Here is a 26558-nt window from a genome sequence, read left to right as displayed (position 1 = left end):
TGCGTCCTGTCACCGGCCCGGCCCCCGGCCGCCTCACCATGCGCGGGGAAGCTTGACCACGGTGACGAAGAAGTCGTCGATCTGCTGGATCGCCCGGATGAACTGGTCGAGGTCCACCGGCTTCGTCACGTAGGCGTTGGCATGCAGCTTGTAGCTGCGCAGGATGTCCTCCTCGGCCGCCGAGGTGGTGAGCACGACCACGGGGATGTGTTTCAGCTCCGGATCCGTCTTGATCCGTTCCAGGACCTGCCGTCCGTCGTACTTGGGCAGGTTCAGGTCGAGCAGGATCAGGTCGGGGCGCGGGGCGTTGACGTGCTCACCGCGGCGGTACAGGAAGTCCAGGGCCTCCAGACCGTCCCGCACGACGTGCAGCACATTGCCGATCTTGTTGTCCTCGAAGGCCTCTCGGGTCATCAACTCGTCGCCCGCGTCGTCCTCGACCAGCAGGACTTCGGCGGGGGTGGCCTGGGGCCGGTCTGCGGGAGTGCTCATCGGGGGGTTCCTTCGGTGGGTACGGGGGCGGGCGGCTCGGCACCGGCGCCGTCCGCCGCGGTCACGGCCGCGCCGGGGGCGGCGGTGTCGGGGGCGGCGGTGTCGGGGGCGGCGGTGTCGGGGGCAGCAGCGGCGGCGGGGGCGGCGACGACGGGCAGGGTGAAGACGATCCGGGTGCCTTCCCGGTGCTCGGTGTCGATCCGGATGCGCCCACCCGCGTGCTCGACGATCTTCTTGCAGAGCGAGAGGCCGATCCCGGTGCCGCCGTAGGTCTCCCTGCCGTGGAGCCGCTGGAAGATGACGAAGACCTTCTCGGCGAACTCGGCCGGGACTCCGATGCCGTTGTCGGTGACGGTGAAGGTGTGGAAGCCCGGCTCCGCGTCGGGGCCGTCGGCCACGGCGACCTCGACGCGCGGAGCGCGGTCGGGCGAGCGGAACTTGACGGCGTTGCCCACCAGGTTCTGCCACAGCATCGTCAGGAGCGTCGGGTCGCCCACCACGTCCGGGAGCCGCTCGGGCCGGGTGATCTCCGCGCCGCTCTCCTCCACGGCGGTGGCCAGGTTGCGCAGCGCGCGGTCCAGGGGGGCGTCCATCGCGACCGTCTCGCGCGCGTCCTGGACCCGGCCCACCCGGGAGAAGGTCAGCAGGTCGTTGATGAGCACCTGCATCCGCTTGGCACCGTCGACGGCGAACCCGATGTACTGGGCGCCGCGCTCGTCGAGCCGGTCCCCGTACCGCTTCTCCAGCAGCTGGCAGAAGGAGGCCACCTTGCGCAGCGGCTCCTGCAGGTCGTGCGAGGCCACGTACGCGAATTGCTCCAGCTCCGCATTGGAGCGGCGCAGCTCCACCGCCTGCGCGTCCAGTTCGGCGGCGATGCGGTCGAGCCGCTCGGCATTGCGCCGCGAGGCCTTCAGTTCGGCCACGGTCCGGTGCCGCATGGCCTCCACCGCACGGGCCAGGGCCCGCAGATCGGAGGGGCCGCGCAGAGGGATCTCCTCCTCGAAGGCCCCGTACGCGACGCGCTGGGAGGCCGTGCGCACCAGGGCCAGCGGCCGCAGCACGCCCACGTGGAGCAGGACGGCGAGGGCGGAGCTGGCCAGCAGGAAGGCCACGACGATCGCCAGCAGGATGTGGTCGCGCTGAGAGCGTGCTTCGCCGAAGGTGGTGCGGGCGTCGGCCTGGATGCGGTCCAGATGTGCCTGCTGGGCGGTGATCCGGCGGCGGACCTCGTCGAAGCGGTCCTTGCCGGACTGGAGGGACGGCGGGGCGGAGCCGCTCTCCACGGAGGCGATGGCGGGGGTCGCGAACTGCTCGCGCCAGGTCCGGGCGGCTTCCTGCACGGCGGCCAGGTCGGCACGTACGCCGTCGTGGTCCCCGTCGGGGACCGTCGCCAGGCGCCGGGCGGCCTCGGTCTCGTTGGCCAGACCGCGCTCGTACGGCTCCAGCAGCGCGGGCTCGTGGGCCAGCAGGTAGCCGCGGACCCCGGTCTCCTGGTCCAGCAGGGCCGTCTCCAGCCGCAGGGCGTCGCCCTGAGCGGGCAGGATCCCGTCGACGAGCCGGTTGCCGGCCGTCGTGGTGTGGGACAGGAGGGCCGCGCCGAGCGCGCCCGTGCCGACGACCATGAGGGCGAGCACGACCAGCACGCTGGTCAGCCAGACCTGGAGGCTCGGCCCGTGGCGCTCCGGGGCCCGTCCGCCGGGGGTTTCGGGGGGCTGTGCGGGAGAGGTCACGTGGAGGAGTTCCATTCGAGGTGGAGAACGGCGACGTCGTCGGCCAGGCCGCCCCAGTCCGCGGCGAGGCCCTGCGCCGTCTGGATGAGGGTGTCGACGAACGGTTCCGCGGGCAGGTCGGCGTGCTTGCGGGCGATCTCCAGCAGGCCCGTCTCGTCGAGGCGGTCGGAGCCGGGGCCGATGCGCCCCTCGATCAAGCCGTCCGTGAAGAGCATCACGGCGCCGCCCGCCTCCACGGGCACCTCGGTGACGGGCCAGCCGGGGCCCCAGCCCGGCAGTATGCCCAGGGCGGGCCCTCCCGGCACGGTGCGCAGCTCCACGCCGGCCGCGGACCGGACGAGGAATCCGGGGTGCCCGGCGCGCTGGACGGAGACGGCGTGGGTACCGGCGGGACGGGCCAGGCAGACGAGGGTGGCGAAGATCTCGGGGCTGGAGCGTTCCGCCAGCAGGATCCGCTCCAGGAGCCCGAGCAGTTCGGCGCCGCGGGCGCCGGCCATGACGAACGAGCGCCAGGCCACGCGCAGGCACACGCCGAGCGCCGCTTCGCTGGGGCCATGGCCGGACACGTCGCCGACGACGGCGTGCGTGGCCCCGTCGGGGGTCTGGACGACGTCGTAGAAGTCCCCGCCGAGCAGCGTCTGGGCGCGTCCGGGCTGGTAGCGGGCGCAGACGGTGACGGCGTCGGCCGCGTCGTCGAGCAGCAGCGGCGTGGGGAGCAGGCCGCGTTCGAGGCGCGCGTTCTCCTCGGCGCGCAGTTTGCCCGCCTGGAGGGCGACGGCCGCCAGCTCGGTGCGCTTGCGCTGGATCGCGTAGCGGATGGCCCGCATGAAGACGTCGGCCTCGACGCGGCCCTTGACCAGGTAGTCCTGGGCGCCGGCGGCGACCGCGGTCAGTCCCGCCCGCTCCTCCGACAGGCCCGTCAGGACGACGACCGCGGCCTCGGCCGACACGGCGAGGACCTTCTTCAGCCCGTCCAGGCCCTGGGCGTCGGGCAGGTGCAGGTCCAGCAGGACGCACTCGGGGGCCTCGGCCTCCAGCAGGCACAGGGCGTCGGCGAGGGAGCGGGCCCGGCCGAGGCGGACCTCGACCCCGCTGTCCTCCACGAGTTCCTCGACGAGCACGGCGTCACCCTCGTCGTCCTCGATGAGCAGGACGTACGGGGGCCGGCCGTTCCACAGCGCCAGCGAGTCGTCCGGTCTCCCGGAGGACTCCTGCCGGGGCTCGACCACCGGCGGCTGCGGTGTGCGGGCGGCCGGGGGGTGGGTCCCGAGCCCGGGAATGCTCACCATGGCGTCGCGTCTGTCCCTTCTCATCTCGGACGGCGGACGCCCGACGGACGCGTGGTTGCGTCGGACAAGCCTAGAGTGATCATTTGCCGTTGGGCAATATTTTATGAACTCAATGATTCTGTCATCCCGTGGACGGGCCCGGAACCACCCCCATGGACCGGAGGCGGCCGCCGCGGCCCCCGGACGTCAGGCGCTGTCGGGGACGGAGGCCCGGACCGCCGGTGCGGAGCAGTCCGCGGCCGCGGGCGGGGCGCCGGCCGGGTACCCGCCCGCGGCCGCCTCCCGGAACGCCTCCAGGCCCGCCACCAGCGCGTCCACCGCCTCGGGGGTCATCCGCCCGAGCACCGCCGACAGCTCGCGCACCCGGATCGCCCGCCGCTCCTCCAGGAGTGCCCGCCCCTGCGGTGTGAGCCGTACCTCCACCTCACGGCGCCGGGCCGGATGGGGTGACCTGGTCAGCAGCCCCATGGCCTCCAGCCGGTCGCAGAGCCGGGAGACCGACGGCGGGCGGGAGCCGAGCACATCGCCCAGGGTCCGCAGGTTGACGCCCTCGGCGCCCTCCACGGCGAGCAGCGCCCGCAGCTGCGACGGCGATACGGCCGGTTCCACACCGTCCTGGCCCCTGGCCTGCAGTACCGCGAGGAGGTCCACCGCGGCTGCGAGGGCAGCGGCCGGGTCCTCGTGGGCGCCGGAGCGGCCGGGACGGGGCATGTCACCACTGTGCCACCGTCCGGCGCCGTAGGCCCTGTGCGCCCGGTCGCCGCTACCGCTCGCCGTCGGCCCCCGTACCGGGCCGGCCGTGCCAGTCCAGGCACACGACCAACGCGTCGTCGGTGGCGTCCACGCCGCCCCGGTACCCCGGCAGCTCCTCCAGGAGGGCCCGCGGCACCTGCGAGGGCGGCAGCAGCCGCGTGTTCATGATGGCCCGGGTCAAGGCGTGCAGGCCGTACCGCTCGCCCACGGGGGAGAGTACGTCGTAGACGCCGTCGCTCAGGAAGAACAGCCGGTCCCCGGGCAGCACCTGGAAGCGCTGGGAGGTGTAGACGGTGTCCTCGAACATGCCGAGCGGCAGCTGCGCCTCCAGCCCGAACGGCTCCACCGTGCCCCCGCGCAGCCGCCAGACCCGGGGCGATCCGGCGTCGATGACCTCGACCTCGCCGGTGTCCAGGTCGAAGCGGAGCAGCAGCGTCGCCAGGTGCAGCCGCCCCTGGTACTGGCCGTAGAGGGCCTGGTCCGCCAGTGCCGCCTGATCGGCGAGGCCGAGGCCGGCCCGCCGGGCGTTGCGCAGCGCGCTGATGGCGAGGCTGGTCAGCAGCGCCGCGTCGATGCCCTCGCCCATGCCGTTGTTGACGGTCAGCGTCAGATGGTCGGCGGAGGCCGACCAGTCGAAGCTGTCGCCGAAGATGGCGTACGCGGGCTCCAGTTGGGCCCCGAGGTCGTACTCGGGCCGGGAGCACGAGCGCCCCGGCAGCAGCTGCCACTGCATCTCGGCGGCGAGGGTCAGCCTCTTGGCCCGGCGCGCCTGCAGGAAGAAGTCGGTGTCGCGGTCGGCGACGAGGATCTCGTGGGCCAGCGCGTCGGCGATGTCCTGCAGCGGGCCGATGTGGCTCCCCACCGGCACTCCGGCCGGGTAGCGCACGCTCAGGACCCCGAGCCGTTCACCCCGCACGGTCACCGGCAGGTGCACGGTGACCCCGCCCTCCCCCGGGACCACGTGCGCGTCCTGGGCGCCGAAGGCCCTGCCCTCGGCGGTGTTGTACGCCGACACCGACTCGGCGGTGAACGGCTGTGCCGTGACGGGCTGGAGCCGCGCCGCGGCGTAGTCCGCGATCAGCAGTTCGGCGCCGGCCGCCCCGTGGTCGCGGGCCAGGAGCCCCCGCACCTCCTCGAACAGCGCGTGCGGGGCGGCGGCGCGCAACACGCGCTCGACGTTCCCGCCACTCCCCCCACTCCCGCCACTCCCGACGTCCCCGACACCCTCGCCACGTACGCCTTCACTCACCGGCCCCGTACCTGTCTCTCTCACAACTGCCAAGATGGGGGACGACGAAGCCGCCGGTCCGCCGGGGAAGGGCTGCGCGTACGTCCGGTAGGGAGTGTCACATGAGTCAGCGGTCGATCGGCTCCCCGCGGCCACCCGCCGTGTCGGCGGTGCCGGAGATGAGCGAGCTGATCGAGCTGCTGGAGGTGGTCTGGGAGCGGGGCCGGGACACGGCCAGCGCCGCGCCCGTCTCCTCCGCGCAGGCCCGGGTGCTGTTCCTCGTCGAGGCGAACGACCAGCTGAACCTCCGCGAGCTCGGCAGGCTGCTGGAGGCGGCCCCGCCGTCCGTCACCCGGCTGTGCGACCGGCTGCAGGCCGTGGGCTTCCTCGAACGGCACCCCGGGGCCGACGACCGCCGCGAGGTGCTGCTCGGGCTGACGGCGGCAGGCCGGACGTACCTCGAACGACTGCGGGCCCGCAGGCAGGAGGTGCTGGCCGAGGCGATGGCCGCGATGCCGGAAGCCTCCCGGGCCGCCCTGGCGACGGGCCTCGCCGACTTCTGCGCGGCGGTCGCGAAGCCGCTGCGGCTGCCGTCCCCGGACTCCTTCAGCACCAGGACGGCCTGACGCGGGCGGGGGTGCGCAAGCCGGGCGGGCCACGGCACACCGCCCGTCGCGCCGTCCCGAGGAGGGAACCCGCATGAACATGGTCTTGGCCGCCCGGGTCATCGAGCGGAGTGGCCCCGCTCCGTTCCACGTCGTGCCCGTACCGGAAGAGCAGTCCGCAGACGTGCGGCAGGCGGCGGCGATGGCCGGGTACGGCTGAACCGTTCCTGACCCAGACCCCCGACGGGCCGGATGCAGCCCGGTCTCCCCAGGGCGGCGCGCGACGATCCGGGATCCCACCCCTGCTCCTCCGGTCGTTCCGGCTCGGCTGGGGTGAGCTCCTCACCACTCCGGAGGGCCCCCACATCCGGGTGGCCCCTCCCCTCACCCCCTCTGCGGGGGGCGCCGCCGGGGTGAGGCGGCGGGTCCCCGGCGGCGCGGCAGCACGACGGAGCAGGTGGTGTCCTCCGGCCGACTGCGGATGCCGGTTACGCCCCTCACCGCGCTTCCCCAGGTGGCTCCGCTGACTGTCCCGACCGTACTCGTGCCCGGCAGGCTACTGGATGCTCCAGCGGTGCGGATGCTCGGGATTGTCGGGGCAGCCGAATACGTTGAGCTCGCCCCAGCGGCCCACTGTGACCTCCGTGGGGCCGGCGCACCGGGGAGCGGGATGGTTCCGGTCCTCCTGCGGTTTCCAGCTGCCGCTGCCACCGTCCCACTCCGAGCTGTCGATGGTCAGCAGCAGGTGCATCGGTGCCGTGCAGGTCAGGCAGTCCATGGGACACGGGTCGGTCGCGTGCCAGGAGGCGAAGCCGCCCACGCGCCAGCCGGGCGGGATGGACAGGTCGTACTGGTAGCCGGGCGGCTCTGCCGTACTCCCGTCAGTCGTCTGCCCGGCTTCCTCTTCAAGGGTTTCCTCCCAGGCGTCGATCCGTGCGCACAGTTCCTCGGGCAGGACTCCGGCAAACGGATAGGTGACCACCTGCTCCGGGTGCAGCACACAGGGCTCGGGCACGAAGCCGTCGGCCCCGACGACCAACGGCTGCGGCGGCGCGGTCAACACCTCACCGACTTCCCACGACCGCCGCCAGCGCAGGTGCAGCTCCAGGTCGTACCGGCCCGGGCCGTGCGCGTTGAAGGGGCACCAGAACACTTGAAGCAGATCGCAGTCGCCCGGCCCCGCCGGCAGGTCGGGCACCTCCCGCCGGTACAGCTGCGCAAGGCCGATCATCGGCAGCGGGTCGGTCTCGGACGCCCCGGGGATCCGGTGCTCCCGGTCCAGCTCGCCCAGGAGCTCCCGCTCCTCGTCCGTCGGGCCGGGAGCCTGCTCGCGGGACCACGCGGAAGCCAGAACCTGCCGATAGCGGCGGATGTCGGCCGGGCGCCGCCCGCGCCCACGCCCGTGGGCCTCGCCGCACACCGGCCACGGCTCGTCCGCCGGCCACAGCATCGGACCGCCCACGGAACTGGCCGACAACTCTGGTCTGCCCGGCCGCGGGTGCAGTCGAGTCGTCGTCCCCCGAAAGGCGGCCAGTTCAGGGAAGAGCGCCTCGACGTCGAGGGGGCGCGGGGGCGTGGTCCTCGTCATGAAGGCGACCCTAGACACCTGACAGCACCGGTCCGCGAGCACCCCCGGCGGCTACCCGCATGCCGCTCCCAGACGGGTGGTGAACCGGCCGTCGGGCAGTTTCCGTGGCCGGCCACGGTCAGTCAGTGTGACCAGCCTCCCGCGCAGCGGTTCCAGCGTGGACCGTACGCCTGGTATCGCCGGAGGTCGCGCCGCCGCTACATCAGGAGGGCCTGGATCCGCTGCCGCGATGGGCACCATGCCGGCGGTGGCGGTGCGCGATGTCCGTGGCGTCGGCCACCTGGACGGGGTAGAGGTCTCGCCCGGATTGCCCGGCCCCTGATGCGGGCGGGCGAGCGGCGGGCCCGGCGTCTTCTTCCACCCGTTCACCGGAGCCGGTGGCCCACCTGAGGCAGTCACTCCCCGGCCCGGCGCCCCACGCGCTCGGCGCCGTACCCGGCCTCCGGTGGTCCACCTGGTGCTCGCCCTTGGTGCAGCCCGCGAAGGGGGCGTCGGAGGGCCGGAGTTCGCACCTGCACGGGCCGAGGTGGTCGCGGTGCCAGACCCTCGCCCAACAGTGGGCCCGCCTCGGGTGGTGGACGCCGAGGCGGCCTGAAAATGCTGGTGGCCTGCCCCGGCCGTCGTCGTCACGCCCGGAAACGTCAACGATTCCACCGTCTTCGACGAGATCATGGACGTCTTGAGGGTGCCCCGGGGCGGCGCTGGACGGCCTCGCCGCAGGCCCGAGACGGTCATCGCGGACAAGGCGGCACGGACAGGCCGACGGCAGGCCGCCGGCCTTCGACCGAGAGCTCTACAGGGCCCGCAACGTGGTCGAACGCTGCTTCAACCGCCTCCAGCAATTTCGCGCGCGATCGCCACCCGCTTCGACAAACTGGCCACCCGCCACGAGGCCGGAGTCCACCTCGCCTCACTGATCCTCCGGCTCCGCGAACCCGCCCACGACGTGTCAGACAGAACCCAGGAGGGACTCGACCGGTGGCGGCGGTGCCCGAGCCACCACCGGTCGTGTCGAAGCCCGCAAGGAGAAGCCGTGTCCTCACCCCTTCCCGCCCCTGTCAACTCCCTCGCCGCCCTATCCGCACGGGGCCTGCGGTACCAGGTGGCCGGTCGGACCATCCTCGATGAACTGGACCTCGCCATACCGCCCGGCACGAGTGTGGCCATCACGGGACCCAGCGGATGCGGCAAGTCCACCCTGCTGAACTGCCTCGCCGGAATCGCCCTCCCCAGCGCCGGCACCGTTACCATCGCGGGCCACGACATCACCGCCGCCTCCCCCTCCCGCCGGGCCGCACTGCGGCTGGCCCACATCGGGATGGTCTACCAGTTCGGCGAGCTGTTACCCGAGCTGACCGCGCTGGAGAACGTGGCCCTGCCCGGCCTCATGTCCTCGGCGCGGCCCCGCGAGGTGTACGGGCGGGCGGAGGAGTTGCTCGATGAGCTCGGCATCGCCGGTCTGCGGACGTCTCCGACCGCCACCCTCTCCGGCGGTGAGCGGCAACGGCTGGCCGTGGCCAGAGCGCTCATCGGCTCCCCGGACGTGATCCTCGCCGACGAGCCCACCGGAGCCCTTGACGGCAAAGCCGCCGGAGCCGTCGCCGAGCTGCTGTTCGCCCTGCCCGCACAGCGACAGTGCGCCCTGGCCGTCGTCACCCACGCCCCGGCGGTGGCCGAACGCGCGGACACCGTACTGACCCTTGCCAACGGGAAGCTGGCGGGTGCCCGGTGAAGTCCGCGAGCCGCACACGCACGCGTCTCCTGTGGACGCTGGGATTGCGCATGGCCCGCACCCGGGGCGGACCGACCCACCGTGCCGCTCTCATCCTCGGCGCGCTGCTCACTTTGGTCACCGTATGGGGCGTGGTGGCCGCGCACACCGTCCACGACCGGCGGGATGCGCGCATGACCGCCCGCAACCCGGTCCCCGTCGCGGCGGAGGCCGCCCGGGCCCGCTGGTGGGAACGTCCTGACGAGCTGGGCGAACGCGTGGTCTCCGTGGTGTACGTACGGCCCCTGGACCCCACGGTCGAACCGCCTCCCGGTCTCCCGCGCTGGCCCGAGCCCGGCGAGGCCTTCCCGTCCCCTGCCCTCGCGGAGGCCGCTCCGGACCGGTACGGGCGCCAGGCCGGCGTGATCTCCCACGCGGGTCTGGCCGACGGTGCCGAGCTGGTGGCGTACGTCAACCCGGCCGTGCACGGATTCTTCGACGAGGTCGGCGAACCCGCCTCCTTCATCTCCGGATTCGGCAGCCGCCGGCACCACATGTTCTTCGTGAACTCCCACCAGTTCGACCGGGACATCGCCGAACTCGACCTGATCGTGGCGCTGATCGCCGGGGTGCCCGTCGTGGCCCTCGCACTGGTGGCGGCCCGCAGCCGCTCCGAGGTGCGCGAACGGCGCCTCCTGCTCCTCGACGCGCTCGGGATCCCGTTACGGGGCCGGGCCATCGTGGTGGCGGCGGAGGCCGCACGGCCACTCGGGTGGGGGATCCTGGGCGGGTGCGTGCCGACGCTGACGGTCTCGGTGACCTCGCTGGTGCTGCCGTTCACCGGCTACCCGGTGTGGGTGCAGGACCTGCGGGCCGCACTGGTGTGGCTGCCGTTGTGCGCGGCCGCCACGTTCGCCGTGCTGCTCGGGGTCAGCGTGGCCGGCTGCCTCGTCCGCCGCCGGCGCGAGGGGACGGCCCCCGCCCGCCCGGCCGCGGCCGGAGGTGGCCGGTGGCCGGTGGTGGTGTTCGTCTGCGCCGTCGTGGTGGCGGGGTGGGGGTCGGAGCACCGGCATACCGCGGGGAAGCTCGCCTTCGCGGTCGGAGCCATGGTCGCGCTGATCGTCCTCCCGTACGCCACAGCCCGGCTGACGCGCCTCATCGGCGCGCGCCTCGCCCGCAGCGGTGGCAGGAGCGGGGACGTGGCGCGGATCGTCGCCGGACGGTGGCTCGCGGCCCGGCCGCAGGCGCTGGCCCGGCTCAGCGCTGCTCTGGTCGTCGGCCTCGGCATCATCGTCATCGGCCAGGTCATCACCACCCAGTTCGCCGAACCCGCCGAAGCCGCCCGGGCCCGCCACGACGCCGCGGGCGCCGGGCTGATCCAGGTCAGGTCCCGCAACATCCCCGCCACCGCCGACGGGTTCGTCGCGGCCGTCGGCGCCGACCGGGTGGTGCGGTTCTCACCCGACCCGAGTGGGTCCGGGTTACGACTGACCGGCACCTGCCGGAGCCTGGCCGCGCTCGGCACCGTCACGGCCTGTCCGGACCGGCCCGTCAGCATGGAGCGGGTGTTCGGCGGGCTGTCGCCGCCGGGCCGGGACGTGCTCGCATCACGGGACATGCTGCCCGCCCCGCCGGTCGCGGTGTGCGCGTGCGGCGCTCCCGTGGAAGGGGACAAGGCCCTGTTCGGGTTCATCGTCGTCAACCGCGACGGCGCGGCGGGCTTGGACGCGGTCGAACGGGCCGCGTACCGGCACCTGATCGGCCCCATGACCACGCAGCCGGGCCAGTCCTGGTACCTGGGGTCGGCTGCCCAGGCGGCACAGGTGCGCTGGCTGCTGGACGTCGGGCTCCTCGGCATCGCGGCGCTGGCCGCCGCGGGTGCCCTCGGAGCGGCGGGCGTGTTCATCGAACAGTCGCAGGCGCTCGGTCCCTTGGCCGTCTACCAGACCGGACGGGCCTTCTACCAGCGGATCGCCCTGTACACCCTCGCCCTGCCGCTGATGGCCGTCGGAGTCGTCGGAGTGGGTGTGGCGGCCCTTCTGGGTGGCTTGGTGATCAACCTGGGCAAGGGCGGCTGGATGTCCCCGGGACTGCTCGGCGCCGGACTCACCGCAGTGGCCGTCTCCGGAGTGGCCGTGGCCTTGACGTGCGGGCGCACCGCTGCGGCCCATGCCGCCTCCTGGGCGCCCCAGGCCGACTGAGGCGCAACCCGGCCTCCAACATCCGGCGGGGCCTCCGTCCCGGAGCGACAGGACGGGACCGGGCCCCGAACAGCGCGACCGGAGGGCCGGCACCACCACCAGGTGGCACCGGTCCTCCGGGCATGCTGACGCCCCGCCCAGCCCTCATGGCGTCGAAGCCTCAGCGCTGTCTGACGTGCCATGCTCCGACTGGGCTCGCCGGGTTTTGGTTTCGCGGTAGCAGTACGTCGCGACCGTCAGGACAGACACCGCGTGATAGAGCAGCTGGAGAGTGTAGGGGCGGTCGTACAGGACGCCGTCGAGCCAGCGGTTCCCGTTCCACGAGCCCTGTTTCTTGATCACATCCACCACGAGGCCCACCGCGATGACCGCCGAGGCCGCGTACCCCGTCCCGCGCGTCAGCCTTTTGGAACGCGATGTGAGTACAACCGTCAGCACCAAGGTGAGCGTCATGACGACGTACACGCCAAGTCTGGTCTCCATAATGCTCAGCCAGTTGTAGAGCAGGAACAGGATTGCCGGCAGGACGAACCGCGTCGCGATGTCCACGCCCCCATGCCATACGCGACGGCGTGTCAGGGAATTCGCGGATGCCGCACCCGGCTGCGGGAGGACCTCGTTCGCGCCGGGGGTGGAGACCACCGGTGGCAGCGGAGTCGTGGCGGGCGCTGTGGGCAGGTGGGTGCGGTCGGCCGCCGGCGGCGCGGGCTCGGGTGCGTGGTCGAGTTGTCGCAGCGCCCGGGAAAGGCCGGCGGCGTCCGGGTACCGCTGGTTCGGGTCTTTCTGCAGCAGGGTCAGCAAAAGGCCGTCCCAGGCGGGTGGGATGTCGGTGGCGACCGCACTGGGTGCGGGCGGTTCCTGGGTGAGGTGTGCCGAGAGGTAGCCCACCGTGTCCGGAGCCCGGAACGGCAGCCGGCCCGTGGTCAGCTCGAACAGCAGACAGCCGAGCCCGTACAGGTCGCTGCGCGGCTCCGGGAATCCACGTGCCTGCTCGGGCGCCATGTACGCAGGCGTGCCCACGATGAAGCCCGTCCGGGTGAGACGGTCCACGGTCGCGTAGGGGTCGGCCGCCCTCGCGATACCGAAATCGAGGACCTTCACCAGGCCGGAGGCGGTAATGAGGATGTTGGACGGCTTGATGTCCCGGTGCATGACTCGCACGTCGTGCGCGGCGGCCAGCGCGTCGCATATCTGCGCGCCCCATCGACTCGCGTCCGGCAAGGGGACGGCGCCTCGGCGCAGCACGGTGTCCAGCCCCTCGCCCCGGATCAGCTCCATCACCAGGAACGGTGCCTTGTCGTCCCCGGCGCCGGTCTCGCCGAGGTCGTGGATGGTCACGATGTTGGGATGCTGCAACTGGGCGGTGATCCGTGCCTCGCGCAGGAACCTGGCGCGTGCCTCGTTGCCGCGGCCTCCGCCGCCGGCGAGCAGGGAGATCACCTTGACCGCGACGGGCCGGCCCAGCGTCTCGTCGTGTGCCTCCCATACGTGCCCCATCCCGCCCTCGCCGAGCTGTCGCACCAATCGGTAGCGACCTCCGAGAAGTTCGTCTCGCACTGCCGTGCCTCCTCGTCTCGCACATTGCGGTCCCCGACGAACCGGCCCGATGCCGATCATGCGGGGCCCGCGAAAGCGATGCCCCGATACCCGGAAACCTGCCAGAGGGACTGGGTGTGCACCAGGCTGTTCCCAGCGGACCGGCCGCCGTGACACGGCTGTGACCGGAAGTGTGGCCTCCGCCATGGCCCGGCACCCGTGTTCCTGATGGGGTGGCGTGATGCCCAAGACCAATGCCCTTCTTCCGGTGCTCACCGCGCTCCTGCTGCTCACGGCGTGCGGCGCCCCGGGGTCCGGGACCGGCGTCACGGCCCCGCGCGTGGACGGCGTGCGGATCACCTCGGTGACCGTTCCCTCCGCCGTGCCCACCCCCGGCTCCGACGGGTCGGGCGTCGTCCACGCCGATCCCCTCCCCGGCGACGGCTCCGGAATCTCGGCCGCGTACGAGGTCACCAACAACGGCACCGAGGCGCTGGCCTACACGATCCTCTTCGACTTCACCACCGAGGCCGGCGAGGTCATGGCCAACACCCGCGAGACCGTACGCTCGGTCGGCCCCGGAGCGACCGTGCGCGGCACGGTCCGGCTGAAGGCTTCCACCCCCGGATCGTCCCGGGTGACCCGCGTCAAGGTCTCCCACGTGACGAAGGTGCCCGCCGCCGAGGCACCGTCCGCATCCGGCGAGTGTCCGCCCTCCGGCATCCGCATCACCGCCGACGACGGCGACGCCGCGATGGGGCTGCGCGTGGTCGGCCTGCACCTGGAGAACTGCGGCAACGGCGACTACGCGCTCGACGGCTACCCCCTCCTGGAACTGCTGGACCAGGACCGGTCACCCGTCCAAGGGGTCCGGATCGTGGAGGGAAGCGGCGGCATCAGCACCGGTACCGGATTCGACGAGCCGGCCCGTCCTTTGGTGCTGAAGCCGGGTGAGAGTGCCCTGTCCGGGCTCATGTGGCGCAACACCACTGAATCCGGCGATGCCGTCAGCATCCCGTACGTCAGGGTGCGGGCCGTCCAAGGCGCCGATCCGGTGACCGTGACACCCCATCTCGATCTCGGCACGACCGGCCTGCTGGCCGTCCGCGCCTGGACCCGCCCGTCGAGGTAGGGCCCCGTCCGGAATCGGCTCCGGCTCCGGCTCCGGCTCCGGGAAGGCCAGACCCTCTATTCGGAGAAGGTGTAGTAGAGCGCGTCGCTGTAGAAGGACCCGAAGTGTTCCTGCCAGTCGGCTCGGACCGAGGCGAGCCATTCGTCGTTCTCGCCGGCGATCGCCGCCTCGGCCTGGGCGACGGCGGCGGGGATGTCGGTGGAGACCAGGCGCTGCACCGCCGCCACCGGGTCGTCGGCCGTGATGGAGATCATTTCCCCGGTCTCCAGGATGAAGTGCCCCGCCCGCTGCTTGTCGAGGTGGGCCCTGGTCTCGTCCACGCGCCGGGAGAACTGGTCGTCGTCCTCAAGCCCCCGCCCGACCGCGTTCAGGAGGTCGCGGAGCAGGGCCGCACCCTTGTCGTAGTCCGCGGCGATACCGATCCGCGGGTTCCAGATCATGGAGGGGACGATCGTCGTGCCGTACCCGGCCATGAGCTTGTGGGCGAGCGGGACAGCCCAGTTGTGCTCGGATATGCACCGGATCGCCTGGGGGATCTCGTCGTCGGTCGGCACCGAATCGGCAGAGTAGAGGTATGAACGGTTTGCCATGTCGGCCACGCTAACACCGGGGTCCGACAGCCCCGGTGCCGTCGGCCCCGCCGTACCGCCGGCCTGGACGCCCCCCTTGAATGCCTTCGTCAACTGCGCCCGTGCGAAAGGGATGTGACTGGGCAGGGAGGCATCGCCTGGTGGCGGAATCCCAGTGGGGTGAGGCAGATGGGCCGACGGCACACGGGCGCGGAGACATTGGTGCGGCGGGGCGCCGACGGGCCGTTGTACGTGGCCGCGCAGGACGACCGCGATGCTCCGCGACACGGGGCGGACGTTCATCTGCAGGCAGAGCGCGGCGAGGTAGCCCGGACGCCGGAGGGGGACGGCCCCGGTGCGTTGGGACGGGGAGACGATGCGCGTGGTCGCCGGCATCCTGCGCGGGCAGGCGTGTGGCCTCAAGAAGACATCGCTGCGCGGTCGGCCTCGCTGCGGAGAACACAGAATTCATTGCCTTCAGGGTCCGCGAGGACGGCCCAGCCGGCGCCATCGGGTTCCCGGCGATCGGCGACGAGGGTGGCACCGAGGTTCAGCAGCCGCTCGACCTCCTCCTCGCGCGAGGTCTTGGGGCGCAGGCACAGGTGGATCCGGTTCTTGACCGTCTTCGGTTCCGGCACCTGATTGAAGTACAGCAGCGGGCCCTCCGGCAGCATCACCTCAGTCTCCAGGTCACCCGGTTTGCTCTCCGGATGCAGCGGACAGCCGAGCGCCTCGCTCCAGAACCGAGCCAGCTCATAGGCATCCACACAGTCAACCGCGACGTTCTGCACTACCGAAACCATGCAGGGGATCCTGCCTGAAGCCCCGTCCGGTCAGCAAAGTGCAGTACGGGGCTTCGAGGATCAGCCGTTCACCGGTGTCTTCCGTCACCCCGCTCTCCGGCGAGACGGTCAGGCAGCAGACGAGGATGCCGCCGTGCCAGACGGAAGGCCGGCCGGTCGGCCACACTGTGCATCGCGTGGAGCAGCAACGGCCGTGCGGTCGCAGGCGAGGTCCAGCTCCGGGGGCGAAGGCCGCCTGGGACGTCGGCCGGTCCCGGTTGCGCCGGGACCAGCCGTGGTCAACGCAGGCGGGGCCTGTTCTTCGCGTCGGACAGCGGGCGTGCGGTCCTGGCGAGGCCTGCGGAACTCTGCCGGCCGATGCCGCTACTTGAGCTCGATCACCAGCTCGAAGTCGTCGCCCTCCCGCCAGCCCGAGGTGATCATCCCGCTGGGATGCTTGTCATCCCCCCAGGCGTAGAAGTGCTCCCAGGTGACCTTGTCGCCGTACCAGTGGTTGTAATCCGTCCTTGCGTACGCCTGGACGGATTTGCCGTCGTGCTTGGTGTCCCACAGCTGGAGCGTGCCGTTGACCTGCGGCTTGCCCTTCTCCGTCCGGGTGCACTCCCGGTACTTGGCGCGGCCCCCGGTGATGTTGATCTGCTTCCAGCCGGAGCACGTGGCGGCCGTGACCGCCGCCGCGCTGTCGGTGGACCGCGCCGGCGGCGCGGCGTTCGCGGCCGGGGCCGCGGCGAGACCGCCGGCCAGAGCCAATCCGGCAACTGTGAGGACGATGCGCTCGCGTAACAGCACAACGGTTCCTTTCCGTCATACGGCGGACGGTTCCTCCATCAGGTCCCTGGTTGCCCGCCGGGACGAGACCACCGTGCCTCCTCCTGTGTCCCTCTTCAGCCGCCTTGGGGCAATACCACCCTTTCGGGAACTCTCGCACCCGGGACCTCTGAAAAGACGGCCGGCGGGAGGTGCGGACTCGATTGCGGCACGCCGGCCCGGCCACCGGCCGTTCAATGAAGGTCAGCGCGCTTTTCGAGGCGGGTGCCGTCGCGAAGGGTGATCGACATCAGGTCGCCGGGGGACTCCAGTTCCAGGCGGTGCCAGCGGCCACGGGGGACGATCACGGCGGTGCCCGCCGGCAACGGCACCATCTCCTCGGCGCCGCCAGGCCTTTCGGGGCGGAAGTAGAGGCGTATGCCGCCGGTCAGGCAGCACACCGCTTCCTCGGCCTCCGGGTGCATCTCCCAGTGGTCGGCATGGACGTCGGCGTCGGTCTCGACGTGGAACGTGGCGATCTGCCAGGCGCCGGATCCGCTGCTCGTCATCTGCCGTTCGACGGCTCGGACGTCGCCGTCGGGGTGGAAGTGCAGCGCCGAGGCGAACAGGTCGACGGTGTTGGTCGTCATGAGGGTGTTCCTTCCAACTGCTGGCCGGCGGAGACGGTGGACTGCGGGAGAGGCGTGGAGACCCGCCGGCGCGGCAGCACGCCGATCGCCACGACCGCCGCGAGCACGAAGAGGGCGGCACCGACGGCCAGGCCCAGGGCATAGCCGGCGTTGAGCGCGGCGGGGTCGGTGGCCGTGCCGGTGTGGTGGGCGGCGGCGGTGGCCAGGGCTGCCAGGCCGAGGCAGCCGCCGAGTTGGCGGGAGCTGTTCATGAGGCCGGAGGCCATGCCGGCCTCACGCGGGGCTATGCCGGTGGTGGCGGCTGCCGCGACCGGGGCCAGGACCAGTCCGGCGCCGACGCTGGTGACGAGGGACGGGCCGAGGACGTCGGTCAGAAAGCCGCCGTCCGGGCTGATACGGGCGAACCAGGCCAGGCCCGCGGCGGCCAGCAGGGCACCGGGCACCAGGGATGCGCGGGGGGTGCGTGCCGCGGTGATGCGGGTCGCCACGATGGTCCCCGCGACCAGACCGGCGGAGAAGGGAAGAAATGCCGTTCCGGTCGCCGCGGCGCCCATGCCCAGGATCTGCTGCATGTAAAGGGACACGAAGTAGAAGGCCGTGAACTGCCCGGCCGCGGCCAGGAACACGAGCACGTTCGCTCCGGCGACCTGGCGGCTGCGCAGCAGGCCGAGGCGCAGCAGCGGTGCTGCGGCTCTCGACTCGGCTACGACGAACGCGGCCAGCAGCACGGCCGCGGCGGCGAGGGAGGTCCATGTGACCGGGGAGCCCCAGCCAAGGGTGTCGGTGCGGACGACACCGAGCACCAGCAGCCCGAGTCCGCCGGTCGCCAGGACGGCGCCCAGCGCGTCCAGTCTCTCGCGCCGGGCGGGTGACTCCCCGGCGTCCCTCCCCGCCGGTACCAGCGCCAGAGCCGCCGCGACGATGGGCAGGTTGATCAGCATGACCCAGCGCCAGCCCGCGTACTCGGTCAGCAGCCCGCCCGCCAGCACGCCCAGCGCGCCGCCCGCGGCGTTCACCGCGCTCCACACCCCGAGGGCACGGACGCGCCGGGGGCCTTCGGTGAAGGTGGTGGTGAGCATCGCCAGCGCGGCCGGCGCGGCTGCGGCGGCGCCCAGGCCCTGGCCCGCGCGGGCGGCGACCAGTTGCCAGGGGGCCTGGGCCAACCCGCCCGCCAGCGAGCACAGTCCGAAGACGGCCAGCCCCAGCACGAACAACCGACGCCGGCCGTAAAGGTCGCAGGCGCGGCCCCCCAGCAGCAGGAACCCGCCGAACGTGAGCGCGTACACGTGCACGACCCACGACAGGTCGAGCGGCGCGAATCCCAACGCGGTGCGGATCGCGGGTAATGCGACGTTGACCACGGACATGTCCAGGGCGACGACGAACTGGGCGACGGCGGCTGCCGCCAGCACCAGTCCGGGCCTCCCCCGAGAGTTTCTATACATGTAAGAAAAGTTAGCGGCCAGGCGCGCCGTTGTCGACACCTGGGAGATGATGGGGACATGCCGCAACCGTCCGCACCCCGCAAAACCCTGGGCCGACCTCCCCGGATCTCCCGCGAGGAGATCATCGAGACAGCCCGCCGCATCGTGGCGGAGGGAGGAGTGGACCGGCTGACCATGCGGCGGCTGGCCACCGAGGTCGGCAGTACGCCGATGGCGCTCTACCACCACGTCCGCGACAAGGAAGAACTCCTCGTCCTCCTGCTGGACGACTACGCCGCACGCACCCTGCACCGGCCGGAACTTCCCGCCCACCCCCGCGAGCGGGTCATCGTCGCGGCCGCCGCCGTCCACGAGGCGCTCGCCGCCTGCCCCTGGATCGTGGAGGTACTGACGGCCGACGACCTGATGTCCACGTCCGCGCTGTGGTTCGTCGAGCAGATCGTCGACGGTCTGGTCGCCTCCGGCCTCTCCCCCGACCGGGCCGTGCACGGCTACCGTGCGATCTGGTACTACACCGCCGGAGAGATCGTGGTCCGGGTGACGGCGGCGCGGCGGCGCGCGGACGACGACCGTGCGACCTACCGGGAGCACGTCTTCGCCGACCTCGACCCGCGAGAGGTACCCCGCTTGGCACAGATCGCGGACCGCTGGGCGCCGCTGACCGCCGAAGACACCTACCTGGACGGTCTCCGAGCCCTGGTGGACGGCCTCCTCGCCGCCCACTGAGACGGCCGGTGGCGTGTCCGTGTCGGAGCCTCCGCCAGGGGTGGGATCGGCGTTGGCGTTTCGGCCGTCGGTCGGGCTCGGGTCAGGCCAAGGGTGGGCGGGGCCCCGCGTCAGCACCACAGGGGCGCTGTCCGAGACGGAACCCCGACATCCGGGGCACCCGTGGACGCCGCCCATCTCAATGGACGGAACGGGCAGCGGTGATTTCCCTCCCGGAATCGGACACTCTCCCCCGCGATCCGGCCACCCGGCGGGCCGTCCTGGGAATCGGCCACGCGTTGGCCTAACGTCCCTGCCCTGCCGCCACACCGGGCGCACCCTGCTCCCGCGGATCGCGGCACTAGGAGCTGTTCATGCGTATGTCCGCTTTGGCCACCGCAGGTTCGTCTCTCGGGCTCGTACTGGCGCTGGCGTCCGGAGCGAGCGCTGCCACCCCCGCCCCCTCTGCCGACGCCTCCGCCAAGACGGCGCCCGCCGGTACGGCCCGGCCGACCACCGGCGCCGTCATGCACTACGGCTACGACGGCGCCGGTAACACCTACCAGTCGGCGACGCTGGACCTGTCCGACCCCAGGGCCAAGGACCCCGCCAACTACCTCCCGAAGAAGCTCGTCGACTCCGCGCGGGCGATAGAAGCCGCCAAGACCAGCGGCAAGACGGCCACTCCCGCCGCGAACGCCGCCGGCGCGTTCCTGTGCACGCTGTACGTCGGCGGCCTGCGGGACTGGAACCTCGGCGACCTCCAGGGCACCACCAACCAGGACTGCTCCGGCAGCTTCCGCGTCCAGCACACCAACGGCCAGTTCGCCTGGGACAACGGCGGCTGGGCGCGGTTCACCGGCTCCGTCGTCGGGCCGGAGACCACCGCCCAGCACAACGACACCATCTTCATGGTCTGGTGTAATCACCCCGCCGGGTACGGCCAGAAGCCGTACCGCCTGGAAGCCCGCGGGTACGCGACCGCGACGGACGGCACCCAGGTCAAGGGCTATCTCCAGTACGGAGGCTCCAGCAAGTGGACCTGCCTGTAGAACAGCCGCGCAACACGTTCGGCTACGACCCGGCCAGCGGACCCGTCGACGCCACCACCGTGACCCCGGACACCCCGTCCGGCCCGGCCGGTGACGAGGGGGACGACGACGGCCCGGCGGTGATCCTGGCCCGTGCGACGGCACGACGGGCGACCCCCGCCGACGACCCGACCCACTGACGCCGGCCCCCACGACCGTACCCCCTCTGCCCGGCACGGGGAGAGGGGGCACGCGCGCGGAGGGGAGTCAGGGACCAACGCCTGCGCAGCCGCGCATCGACCACCGCGCGCAGGTCCGCCGAGCCTGGTGACAGGTCGGGGGCACCGGTTACCGTCCGGACGGGGCCGGTGTCCAGCTCGGCGTCGACGGACATCGGGCAGAAGCCGTCCAGGGCGGTCGCCAGCCACATCTGCACGCTTCTGCCTGCGCCTTCTCCGCGCGCTCGGCCGGTGTCGGCATCGTCTCGGCCGGCCGGGCCGGGTGTGCGCGGGGGGGGCAGCCCTCAACCGAAGCGGTGATGCGGGGCGCCCAGGGCTCGATATCGGTCGAATGCCTCGCGGGCGTCCGGGATGAATCCGGGATGGCGGACGAGGTCTTCGAGTTCGGGCTCGGTCAGCCAGTCGAACCAGGCGACTTCCGTGGGGTCGGGCCGCACCGGTTCCGTGATGACGACCTCGTGAAGGCCCAGCCAGTAGGGGCTGATCACGCCGTCGCACAGGAACTTGAGCACGAACCGGGGAGCAGCGTGGACTCCGAGCTCCTCTGTGAGCTCTCTGGCCGCGGCTTCCTCGTACGACTCACCGACGTCGACGGCGCCACCGAGCATCCAGTTGAACTGCCCCGGGAAGCGGGAGACCTCGTCCGGGCGGCGGTGCACGAGGATCCTTCCGTCGCCGTCGCGGCACACCGTCGTCGCGACGCGGTGCAGCCACCGTTCCCGAATCGCGTCTCCACGGTCGGCGACCGCCACGACGCGATCCTGCTCATCGACCCTCTCGACCTGTTCACCCATGGGACACAGGATCGCAGGGGCTCAGGTGGCGTCCACTCGATTCCCGTACGAGGAGTTCTCCCTTCCGTCGTGGGAGCGTCGGGACTCCACAGGCTCCGCTGGGGACGCAAGGGAGAGAGCTATGACCAAGTCAAGGCGCAGGTTCGGCATCGGCGCCGTGGTGGCCGCGGTCGTGGCCGCGATGATCACCTTCACAGGATTGCAGGGGGCCAGCGCGCAGGACCAGGCGCGCCGCGGCTGGGACCACTTCGGGTTCGGGGTGCCGTGGGAGGAGTCCTACGGGTACTCGCAGGGCATCAGGGCCGGGGACACGATCTACATCTCGGGGCAGGTGTCCCATGACGCGGCCGGGAACTTCGTGGGCGCCGGCGACTTCGAGAAGCAGGTGCGCACGTCCTTCGACAACCTGGACAAGGTCCTCGCGCACTACCGGGTCCCGCGCAGCCAGATCATCAGCATGAAGATCTTCACCAAGGACCTCCGCAAGAACTTCGACACGGCCGCCAGACTGCACAAGGAGTACGTCGGCAACCACCGCACGACCGACACCATCGTCGGTGTATCCGACATGTCGGTCCCCGAACAGCTCGTGGAGATCGAGGCCATCGTCAAGGTCTCACCGCGCTCCTGATTGCTGGTGGCGACCACCGGCTACGGCCGTCTCCCCGGGCCGGTACCGGACCGGGGAGACGGCGGTGCGCGCCGGCCGTCGTGGTTCAGCCGGCGGCGATCGGACCGAGCCAGGTCCCACCCGACACGTCGATCGTCTGGCCGGTCACCCAGCGCCCCTGCGGGCCCGCGAGGAAGCCCACGACGTCGGCGACGTCCTCCGGCTCACCGATCCGTCCGAGTGCGGTGATGGCCTCCAGGCCCGCTACGACCTCCGGGATCGAGGTGTAGCCGGCGGTCAGGTCGGTGCGCACGGCTCCGGGCGCGACCGTGTTCACCGTGATCCCCCTCGGACCGAGCTCGTTGGCGAGCGAGGGTCCCATGGCTTCCAGCGCCGCCTTGCTGACCGTGTAGCCGATCTGGGTGGAGACCGCGAACCGGCTGGCCGTCGACCCCATGTTGATGACGCGCCCGCCGTCGTTCAGCAGCGGCAGCGCCCGCTGGACCACGAAGAACGGGGTGCTCACGTTGACGGCCATCAGCGTGGCGAACTCCTCCTCGGTGACCTGACCGATCGAGTTGCCCGAGCTGATACCGGCGTTGTTGACCAGGATGTCCAGGCCCTTCACACCGTGTTCCGCCAGCCCGCGGGTCAGCCCCTCGAACAGCCGGTCCACTGCTGCGGCCTCTCCGAACCGGGCCCGCACGCCGAAGGCGCGCCCGCCCGCCCCCACGATCCGTGCCACCGTCTCCTCGGCGGCAGCCTCGTTCCCGCCGTAGTGCACCGCCACGAGCGCCCCCTGAGCGGCCAGGCGCAGTGCGACGGCCCGTCCGATACCCCGCGATCCGCCGGTCACCAGTGCGGTCTTGCCTGCCAGCTGCTCGCCCATGTCCGTACCCCTCTGCCATGTGTTCGTGCCGCGCCCCCGATGGGCCCCGTCGACGGCGTCACTCTCGTTCGGAGCGCTCACCACTCCCTCACCGGCGGCTCACCGCCTCACCGGTCGACGAAGGCGCTGCGCCCGCGTCAGCGTCAGCGGGTGAAGAAGCGGGTGGCGCCCACGTACACGCGGCCGGTGGAGCCGATGGGTTCCTCCCGGACCACGTCACCGGTTCGGGGCGCGTTGATCATCATCGGTTCGCCGTTCTTCGTCCCCGAGTAGATTCCGACGTGGGTGACCTCGGTACCGGTGGCGGGGCGGAAGGCGACGATGTCCCCCGGCTTGAGGTCCCTCGTGTCGGTGATGCGCACCCCGACGGCCGAACCGGCGGGCGGCCGTCCGCCACCCGCGTCGAACTGCGGCTGGGCGTCCCGGGGGATCGTCAGGCCGAGGGCGGAGTAGATCTGGCTGGTCAGGCCGGAGCAGTCGTAGCCGAGTCCGGAAGTGCCGGACCAGAGGTAGGGCAGACCCAGGAAGGTGCGTGCGGCGTCGACCACGTCCTCGCCGCTCGGGGAGGCCGGGACCTCCTTCAGGTCACCGGCCCGGAAGAACACACGGGCACCGCTGTGGGAGTAGGCGGTGACCAGGCCGGGCAGGGGGCCGGCTTTCACCGGGAACGCGGTGTTGTACGAGTACTCGACCGCCTGCCCCGCCCCGGCGGCCGAGAGGGCGGCCCGGGCCGTGGTGAAGCCCCGGGCCGTGGGGCGCGCGACGCGTTCCTCGTGTGTACCGGCGGGTGGCCGCCGGTGATCGGAGGTCAGCTGCCGGTCGGGGATCCAGCCCGGGTAGGCGCCCCGGCCCGTCTCGTCCCTGGGAGTGGGCTGGCCGTGCACCCATACGTGGTCCCAGAGGAGGCCACCGTGCCACACCGTCTGATCGACGGTCACCTGCGCCTGGTGGAGCGCCTGCGTCTCGCCCGCCACGTCACGACGCTCGTCCAGGGACATGGCCGTCAACCAGCCGCGGACGTCCGCGGGATTGGCGGTCGCGGGAGCGTCCACGGGCCGTACCTTCTCGGGGCTCACCCAGACCTGCGCCACCGTCACGTCGACGTAACAGGTCGGGGCGCCGTCGCACGGGCGCGTCGCGGTGGGTTGGAGGGCGCCGGACGCGACGGCCGGAGCGGTGGGGAGCGGGGCGGCAGGGGCAGCGAGGGTGAGGAGCGTCGCCGCGGCCGTCAGGAGGGTCTTCACGGAGTACATGCACCGATGCTGTCCAACATCCGTCGCCGGTGAACCCGTCCGGCGACGGAGCGGGCCGTGCTCGTCGTGCCCCCGGCTATCTCGCCGGTGCCGCGAGTTCGCCCAGCATGCGGGCGGCCGGTTCCGGGTCGACCAACCACTTGAGGTGGCTGCCCGCCAGCGTGCGGACGTCGTACGGGTTGTCCGGCGTCAGCTCGTTGCCCTCGCGGATCAGCCGGTCCTGCACGGCGAGGGGCAGGCTCGTGTCGTCGGCCAGGCGGATGTACGTCTTGGGGATGCGGCCCCATGTCTCGGCCCGTGCCCGGTCGGTGGAGGCGCCGGCGTCCAGGTTCTCGTCCGGCTGGAAGGTGTTCAGGAAGGTGAGGAACTGCTCGTCGGTGCCGTCGGCGATGAAGGCCGCCTTGAACGCCGCGAGCACGTCCGGGTCAGCGGTACGGAAGTTGACGCGGAGCAGGCCGAGTTCGGCCGGGTTTCCGACGAGCGCCGAGGCGAAGGTCGCGGGGTCGACCGTGGCCATCTCCGGCTCGGCGTAGTAGCCGTTGACGTCGAGGTCGACCGGGGCCCAGGCGGAGACGTAGACGATGCGGTCGATCAGATCCGGGCGGGCGTTTGCTGCCGCGGTGGCCGTGATCCCGCCGCGGCTGTGGGAGACGAGGATCACCGGCCCGTTCCGCTTGGCCCGTTCCAGGATCCCGATCAGGTGCGCGGCATTGTCGGCGAGCGTGACGCCCTTGATCGAGCCGGGTGCCGTGGCGAGCCCTTCGGGATCTTGTGGGGTCTGGTAGGCGTGCGTGTAGGTCGCCTGGAATCCGTGGCCGGGCAGGTCGACGGCGACCGACCGGTGTCCGAGGAGGCCGAGCTCGGCCTGGAGTGGTGCGAAGGAGAAGGAGTTCGAAAAGGCTCCGTGAACCAGTACGAACGTCGGTTGCATCTGTTTGCTCACTTTCCAAGGGGACGTCCCGGTAGGACCGGAGCAGGCGGGGGGCGTCGCTGTCAATGGCTGCTCGTGGATTTGTTGTTCGAGGTGGTGACCGCATCCGGATCGGTGTGACGTCGCCGTCCGGCGGAGCCTTCCACGGGCCCGGGCCTCGCCAGCCACAGGCCGGTGAACACGGCGGTGGCCAAGGTGACGGCGCCGGCCGCGACGAAAGCGCTGTTGAGGCCGGTCTCGAAGGAGGCACCGCCGGATTGCCGGGTGTGGACGACGGCCCCAAGTACCGCGACGCCGAGCACCGCGCCGATCTGCCGGGTGGTACCGCTGATGCCGGAGGCGAGACCGCCTTCCTGCGTGCTGACCGCTTGAATGGCGGCGCCCGTCAGCGGAGACAGGGTCAGGGCGAAGCCGGTACCGACGGCTCCAAGACGCCACCACACGTTCCCGTAACCGGTGTCGGCGTGCACCGTGCCCAGCGCCAGCAGTCCCAGCCCGGCGAGGGCCAGGCCGGTGGTGACCACGACGCGGAAGCCGTAGCGGGCGGCGAGCCGGCCCGCGTACGGGCTGACGATCACCATGGCGACGGAGACGGGGAGGGTCTGCAGGCCGGCGCGCAGGATCGAGCTGCCCTGGACGTACACGAAGAACTGGGAGAAGAAGAACGACGAGCCCATGAGCGCGAACCCCACCACGACCATGGCGGTGTTGGACACGGTGAACAGCCGCTGGCGGAACAGGCGCAGCGGCAGCATCGGAGCGGTACGACGCGCTTCGACGGCGAGGAAGGCGGCGAGGAGGACCGCCGCGGCGGCGAAGCTGCCCAGGATCACCGGCGACGTCCAGCCGCGGGCACCCCCCTCGATCAGCCCGTAGGTCAGTGCCCCCACCGCCGGCACGGACAGCACCGTGCCCGGGATGTCGATCGCGGGGGCGCCCACGTTGCGGGACTCGCCGAGGTGGCGCAGGCCGACCAGCAGCAGGACCGCCCCGATGGGCAGATTGACCAGGAAGATGGCAGGCCAGCCGAAGGCTTCCGTGAGCACGCCGCCGACCACAGGGCCTGCGGCCAGACCGATGCCGCTGAATCCGGCCCACAGCCCGATCGCCTTGACCCGTTCTTGTGGCAGGGGATGGGCGGCCACGAGCAGAGCCAGCGAGGCAGGGCTCAGCGCCGCGGCCCCGATGCCCTGCAGCACCCGGCCGGCGACCAGCCAGCCGACCGAGGGCGCGAGGCTGCACAGCACCGAGGCGACGGTGAACACCGCCACGCCGGTCAGGTACACCCGCTTGCGGCCGAAACGGTCGGCGAAGATTCCGCCGGACAGCAGCAGCATCGCCACCAGCAGTACGTACGCGTCGACGATCCATTGCAGACCGGTCAGCTGAGCGTGCAGCCGGTGCTGCATATCGGGCAGCGCCGCTCCCACGATCGTGTTGTCGAGCAGGACCATGAATTGGCCCAGGCAGGTCACCGTGAGCAGCACGTCCCGGCTGGGTCGACCGCCCACGGCCACAGGCGATGCGGTCATGCAGATTCCTCTCGATCGTCAGTTGCGCCCGGCCACGGTCGACGCGGACGGCGATACACCTGAGCACCTAACGCAGTCGGCGACTGCGTTAGGTG

26 protein-coding genes and 1 pseudogene are annotated in these 26558 nt (G+C 71.8%); 10 read left to right on the top strand and 17 right to left on the bottom strand.

Annotated elements, in window-relative coordinates:
* Positions 1 to 33: 33 nt before the first annotated feature.
* The 5 genes from OG295_RS38750 to OG295_RS38730 all read right to left on the bottom strand — a co-directional run bounded on the left by OG295_RS38750 (position 34) and on the right by OG295_RS38730 (position 5432).
* The gene (locus tag OG295_RS38750; RefSeq protein WP_331738425.1) at positions 34 to 492 is read right to left on the bottom strand and encodes a response regulator; all 459 of its coding nucleotides are present in this window, start codon (positions 490 to 492) and stop codon (positions 34 to 36) included.
* A complete protein-coding gene (locus OG295_RS38745; RefSeq protein WP_331738422.1) occupies positions 489 to 2222 on the bottom strand; it encodes an ATP-binding protein in 1734 nt (577 codons plus the stop codon). The genes OG295_RS38750 and OG295_RS38745 overlap by 4 nt, the downstream gene beginning before the upstream one ends.
* On the bottom strand, positions 2219 to 3511 hold the full coding sequence (locus OG295_RS38740) for a PP2C family protein-serine/threonine phosphatase (RefSeq protein WP_371681487.1): 1293 nt from the start codon (positions 3509 to 3511) through the stop codon (positions 2219 to 2221). Before OG295_RS38740 ends, OG295_RS38745 begins: the two co-directional genes overlap by 4 nt.
* Before the next feature lie 186 nt (positions 3512 to 3697).
* A complete protein-coding gene (locus OG295_RS38735; protein WP_331738415.1) occupies positions 3698 to 4222 on the bottom strand; it encodes a MarR family transcriptional regulator in 525 nt (174 codons plus the stop codon).
* 52 nt (positions 4223 to 4274) lie between these two features.
* A complete protein-coding gene (locus OG295_RS38730) occupies positions 4275 to 5432 on the bottom strand; it encodes a PP2C family protein-serine/threonine phosphatase (protein WP_331738412.1) in 1158 nt (385 codons plus the stop codon).
* Positions 5433 to 5614: 182 nt separating this feature from the next.
* Between OG295_RS38730 and OG295_RS38725 the strand changes: the two genes are divergently transcribed.
* Positions 5615 to 6118 carry a MarR family transcriptional regulator gene (locus OG295_RS38725; RefSeq protein WP_331738409.1) on the top strand — a complete coding sequence of 168 codons (504 nt, stop codon included), beginning with the start codon at positions 5615 to 5617 and terminating at the stop codon, positions 6116 to 6118.
* Between the two features lie 73 nt (positions 6119 to 6191).
* Positions 6192 to 6317, top strand: a complete 126-nt coding sequence (locus tag OG295_RS38720) for a hypothetical protein (RefSeq protein WP_331738404.1) — start codon at positions 6192 to 6194, stop codon at positions 6315 to 6317.
* 336 nt (positions 6318 to 6653) lie between these two features.
* Here OG295_RS38720 and OG295_RS38715 read toward each other — a convergent pair whose 3' ends face one another.
* Entirely contained in the window at positions 6654 to 7685 is a 1032-nt protein-coding gene (locus OG295_RS38715; RefSeq protein ID WP_331738401.1) for a hypothetical protein, read from the bottom strand.
* Positions 7686 to 8301: 616 nt separating this feature from the next.
* Between OG295_RS38715 and OG295_RS38710 the strand changes: the two are divergent.
* The 3 genes and pseudogenes from OG295_RS38710 to OG295_RS38700 form a co-directional block, all read left to right on the top strand.
* Positions 8302 to 8646: pseudogene (locus tag OG295_RS38710) on the top strand (IS5/IS1182 family transposase); the annotation flags it as partial.
* Between the two features lie 72 nt (positions 8647 to 8718).
* Positions 8719 to 9417, top strand: coding sequence for an ABC transporter ATP-binding protein (locus OG295_RS38705; RefSeq protein WP_331739011.1), 699 nt, complete (start codon positions 8719 to 8721; stop codon positions 9415 to 9417).
* 50 nt (positions 9418 to 9467) lie between these two features.
* Positions 9468 to 11597, top strand: a complete 2130-nt coding sequence (locus OG295_RS38700) for a hypothetical protein (protein ID WP_371681486.1) — start codon at positions 9468 to 9470, stop codon at positions 11595 to 11597.
* A 144-nt stretch (positions 11598 to 11741) separates the two neighbouring features.
* Here OG295_RS38700 and OG295_RS38695 read toward each other — a convergent pair whose 3' ends face one another.
* Positions 11742 to 13154, bottom strand: a complete 1413-nt coding sequence (locus OG295_RS38695) for a serine/threonine-protein kinase (protein WP_371681485.1) — start codon at positions 13152 to 13154, stop codon at positions 11742 to 11744.
* Positions 13155 to 13374: 220 nt separating this feature from the next.
* Between OG295_RS38695 and OG295_RS38690 the strand changes: the two genes are divergently transcribed.
* Positions 13375 to 14265, top strand: a complete 891-nt coding sequence (locus OG295_RS38690) for a DUF4232 domain-containing protein (RefSeq protein WP_331738395.1) — start codon at positions 13375 to 13377, stop codon at positions 14263 to 14265.
* 56 nt (positions 14266 to 14321) lie between these two features.
* Here the strand turns inward: OG295_RS38690 and OG295_RS38685 are convergent, their stop codons facing one another.
* The 5 genes from OG295_RS38685 to OG295_RS38665 form a co-directional block, all read right to left on the bottom strand.
* Positions 14322 to 14855, bottom strand: coding sequence for a hypothetical protein (locus tag OG295_RS38685; RefSeq protein WP_331738393.1), 534 nt, complete (start codon positions 14853 to 14855; stop codon positions 14322 to 14324).
* Positions 14856 to 15253: 398 nt separating this feature from the next.
* The gene (locus OG295_RS38680) at positions 15254 to 15637 is read right to left on the bottom strand and encodes a VOC family protein (RefSeq protein WP_331738390.1); all 384 of its coding nucleotides are present in this window, start codon (positions 15635 to 15637) and stop codon (positions 15254 to 15256) included.
* A 363-nt stretch (positions 15638 to 16000) separates the two neighbouring features.
* Entirely contained in the window at positions 16001 to 16426 is a 426-nt protein-coding gene (locus OG295_RS38675) for a hypothetical protein (RefSeq protein WP_331738387.1), read from the bottom strand.
* A 212-nt stretch (positions 16427 to 16638) separates the two neighbouring features.
* A complete protein-coding gene (locus OG295_RS38670; protein WP_331738384.1) occupies positions 16639 to 17034 on the bottom strand; it encodes a cupin in 396 nt (131 codons plus the stop codon).
* Positions 17031 to 18479, bottom strand: a complete 1449-nt coding sequence (locus tag OG295_RS38665; RefSeq protein ID WP_331738381.1) for an MFS transporter — start codon at positions 18477 to 18479, stop codon at positions 17031 to 17033. Before OG295_RS38665 ends, OG295_RS38670 begins: the two co-directional genes overlap by 4 nt.
* A 57-nt stretch (positions 18480 to 18536) precedes the next feature.
* Here OG295_RS38665 and OG295_RS38660 point away from each other — a divergent pair, with 57 nt between their 5' ends.
* The 3 genes from OG295_RS38660 (at position 18537) to OG295_RS38650 (ending at position 20415) form a co-directional block, all read left to right on the top strand.
* A complete protein-coding gene (locus OG295_RS38660; RefSeq protein ID WP_331738378.1) occupies positions 18537 to 19205 on the top strand; it encodes a helix-turn-helix domain-containing protein in 669 nt (222 codons plus the stop codon).
* 353 nt (positions 19206 to 19558) lie between these two features.
* Positions 19559 to 20236: a hypothetical protein gene (locus OG295_RS38655; RefSeq protein WP_371681484.1), complete on the top strand. Its 678-nt coding sequence runs from the start codon at positions 19559 to 19561 to the stop codon at positions 20234 to 20236.
* Entirely contained in the window at positions 20221 to 20415 is a 195-nt protein-coding gene (locus OG295_RS38650) for a hypothetical protein (protein ID WP_331738372.1), read from the top strand. The genes OG295_RS38655 and OG295_RS38650 overlap by 16 nt, the downstream gene beginning before the upstream one ends.
* Positions 20416 to 20738: 323 nt before the next feature.
* Here the strand turns inward: OG295_RS38650 and OG295_RS38645 are convergent, their stop codons facing one another.
* Positions 20739 to 21248, bottom strand: coding sequence for an NUDIX domain-containing protein (locus tag OG295_RS38645; protein WP_331738369.1), 510 nt, complete (start codon positions 21246 to 21248; stop codon positions 20739 to 20741).
* A gap of 121 nt (positions 21249 to 21369) precedes the next feature.
* Between OG295_RS38645 and OG295_RS38640 the strand changes: the two genes are divergently transcribed.
* On the top strand, positions 21370 to 21879 hold the full coding sequence (locus tag OG295_RS38640; protein WP_331738366.1) for a RidA family protein: 510 nt from the start codon (positions 21370 to 21372) through the stop codon (positions 21877 to 21879).
* Positions 21880 to 21964: 85 nt separating this feature from the next.
* On the opposite strand, the gene OG295_RS38635 is transcribed toward OG295_RS38640, so the two are convergent.
* The 4 genes from OG295_RS38635 to OG295_RS38620 form a co-directional block, all read right to left on the bottom strand.
* On the bottom strand, positions 21965 to 22747 hold the full coding sequence (locus tag OG295_RS38635) for an SDR family oxidoreductase (protein ID WP_331738363.1): 783 nt from the start codon (positions 22745 to 22747) through the stop codon (positions 21965 to 21967).
* Positions 22748 to 22890: 143 nt separating this feature from the next.
* Positions 22891 to 24000, bottom strand: a complete 1110-nt coding sequence (locus OG295_RS38630; RefSeq protein ID WP_331738361.1) for an NlpC/P60 family protein — start codon at positions 23998 to 24000, stop codon at positions 22891 to 22893.
* 76 nt (positions 24001 to 24076) lie between these two features.
* Positions 24077 to 24931, bottom strand: coding sequence for an alpha/beta fold hydrolase (locus OG295_RS38625; protein ID WP_331738359.1), 855 nt, complete (start codon positions 24929 to 24931; stop codon positions 24077 to 24079).
* A gap of 62 nt (positions 24932 to 24993) precedes the next feature.
* A complete protein-coding gene (locus OG295_RS38620) occupies positions 24994 to 26463 on the bottom strand; it encodes an MFS transporter (protein WP_331738355.1) in 1470 nt (489 codons plus the stop codon).
* Positions 26464 to 26558: the final 95 nt, after the last annotated feature.

The sequence above is a fragment of the Streptomyces sp. NBC_01276 genome (genome assembly GCF_041435355.1).
GTDB lineage: Bacteria > Actinomycetota > Actinomycetes > Streptomycetales > Streptomycetaceae > Streptomyces.
The sequence above is the reverse complement of the archived record's forward strand: the minus strand, read 5'-3'. Positions and strand labels throughout refer to the sequence as shown.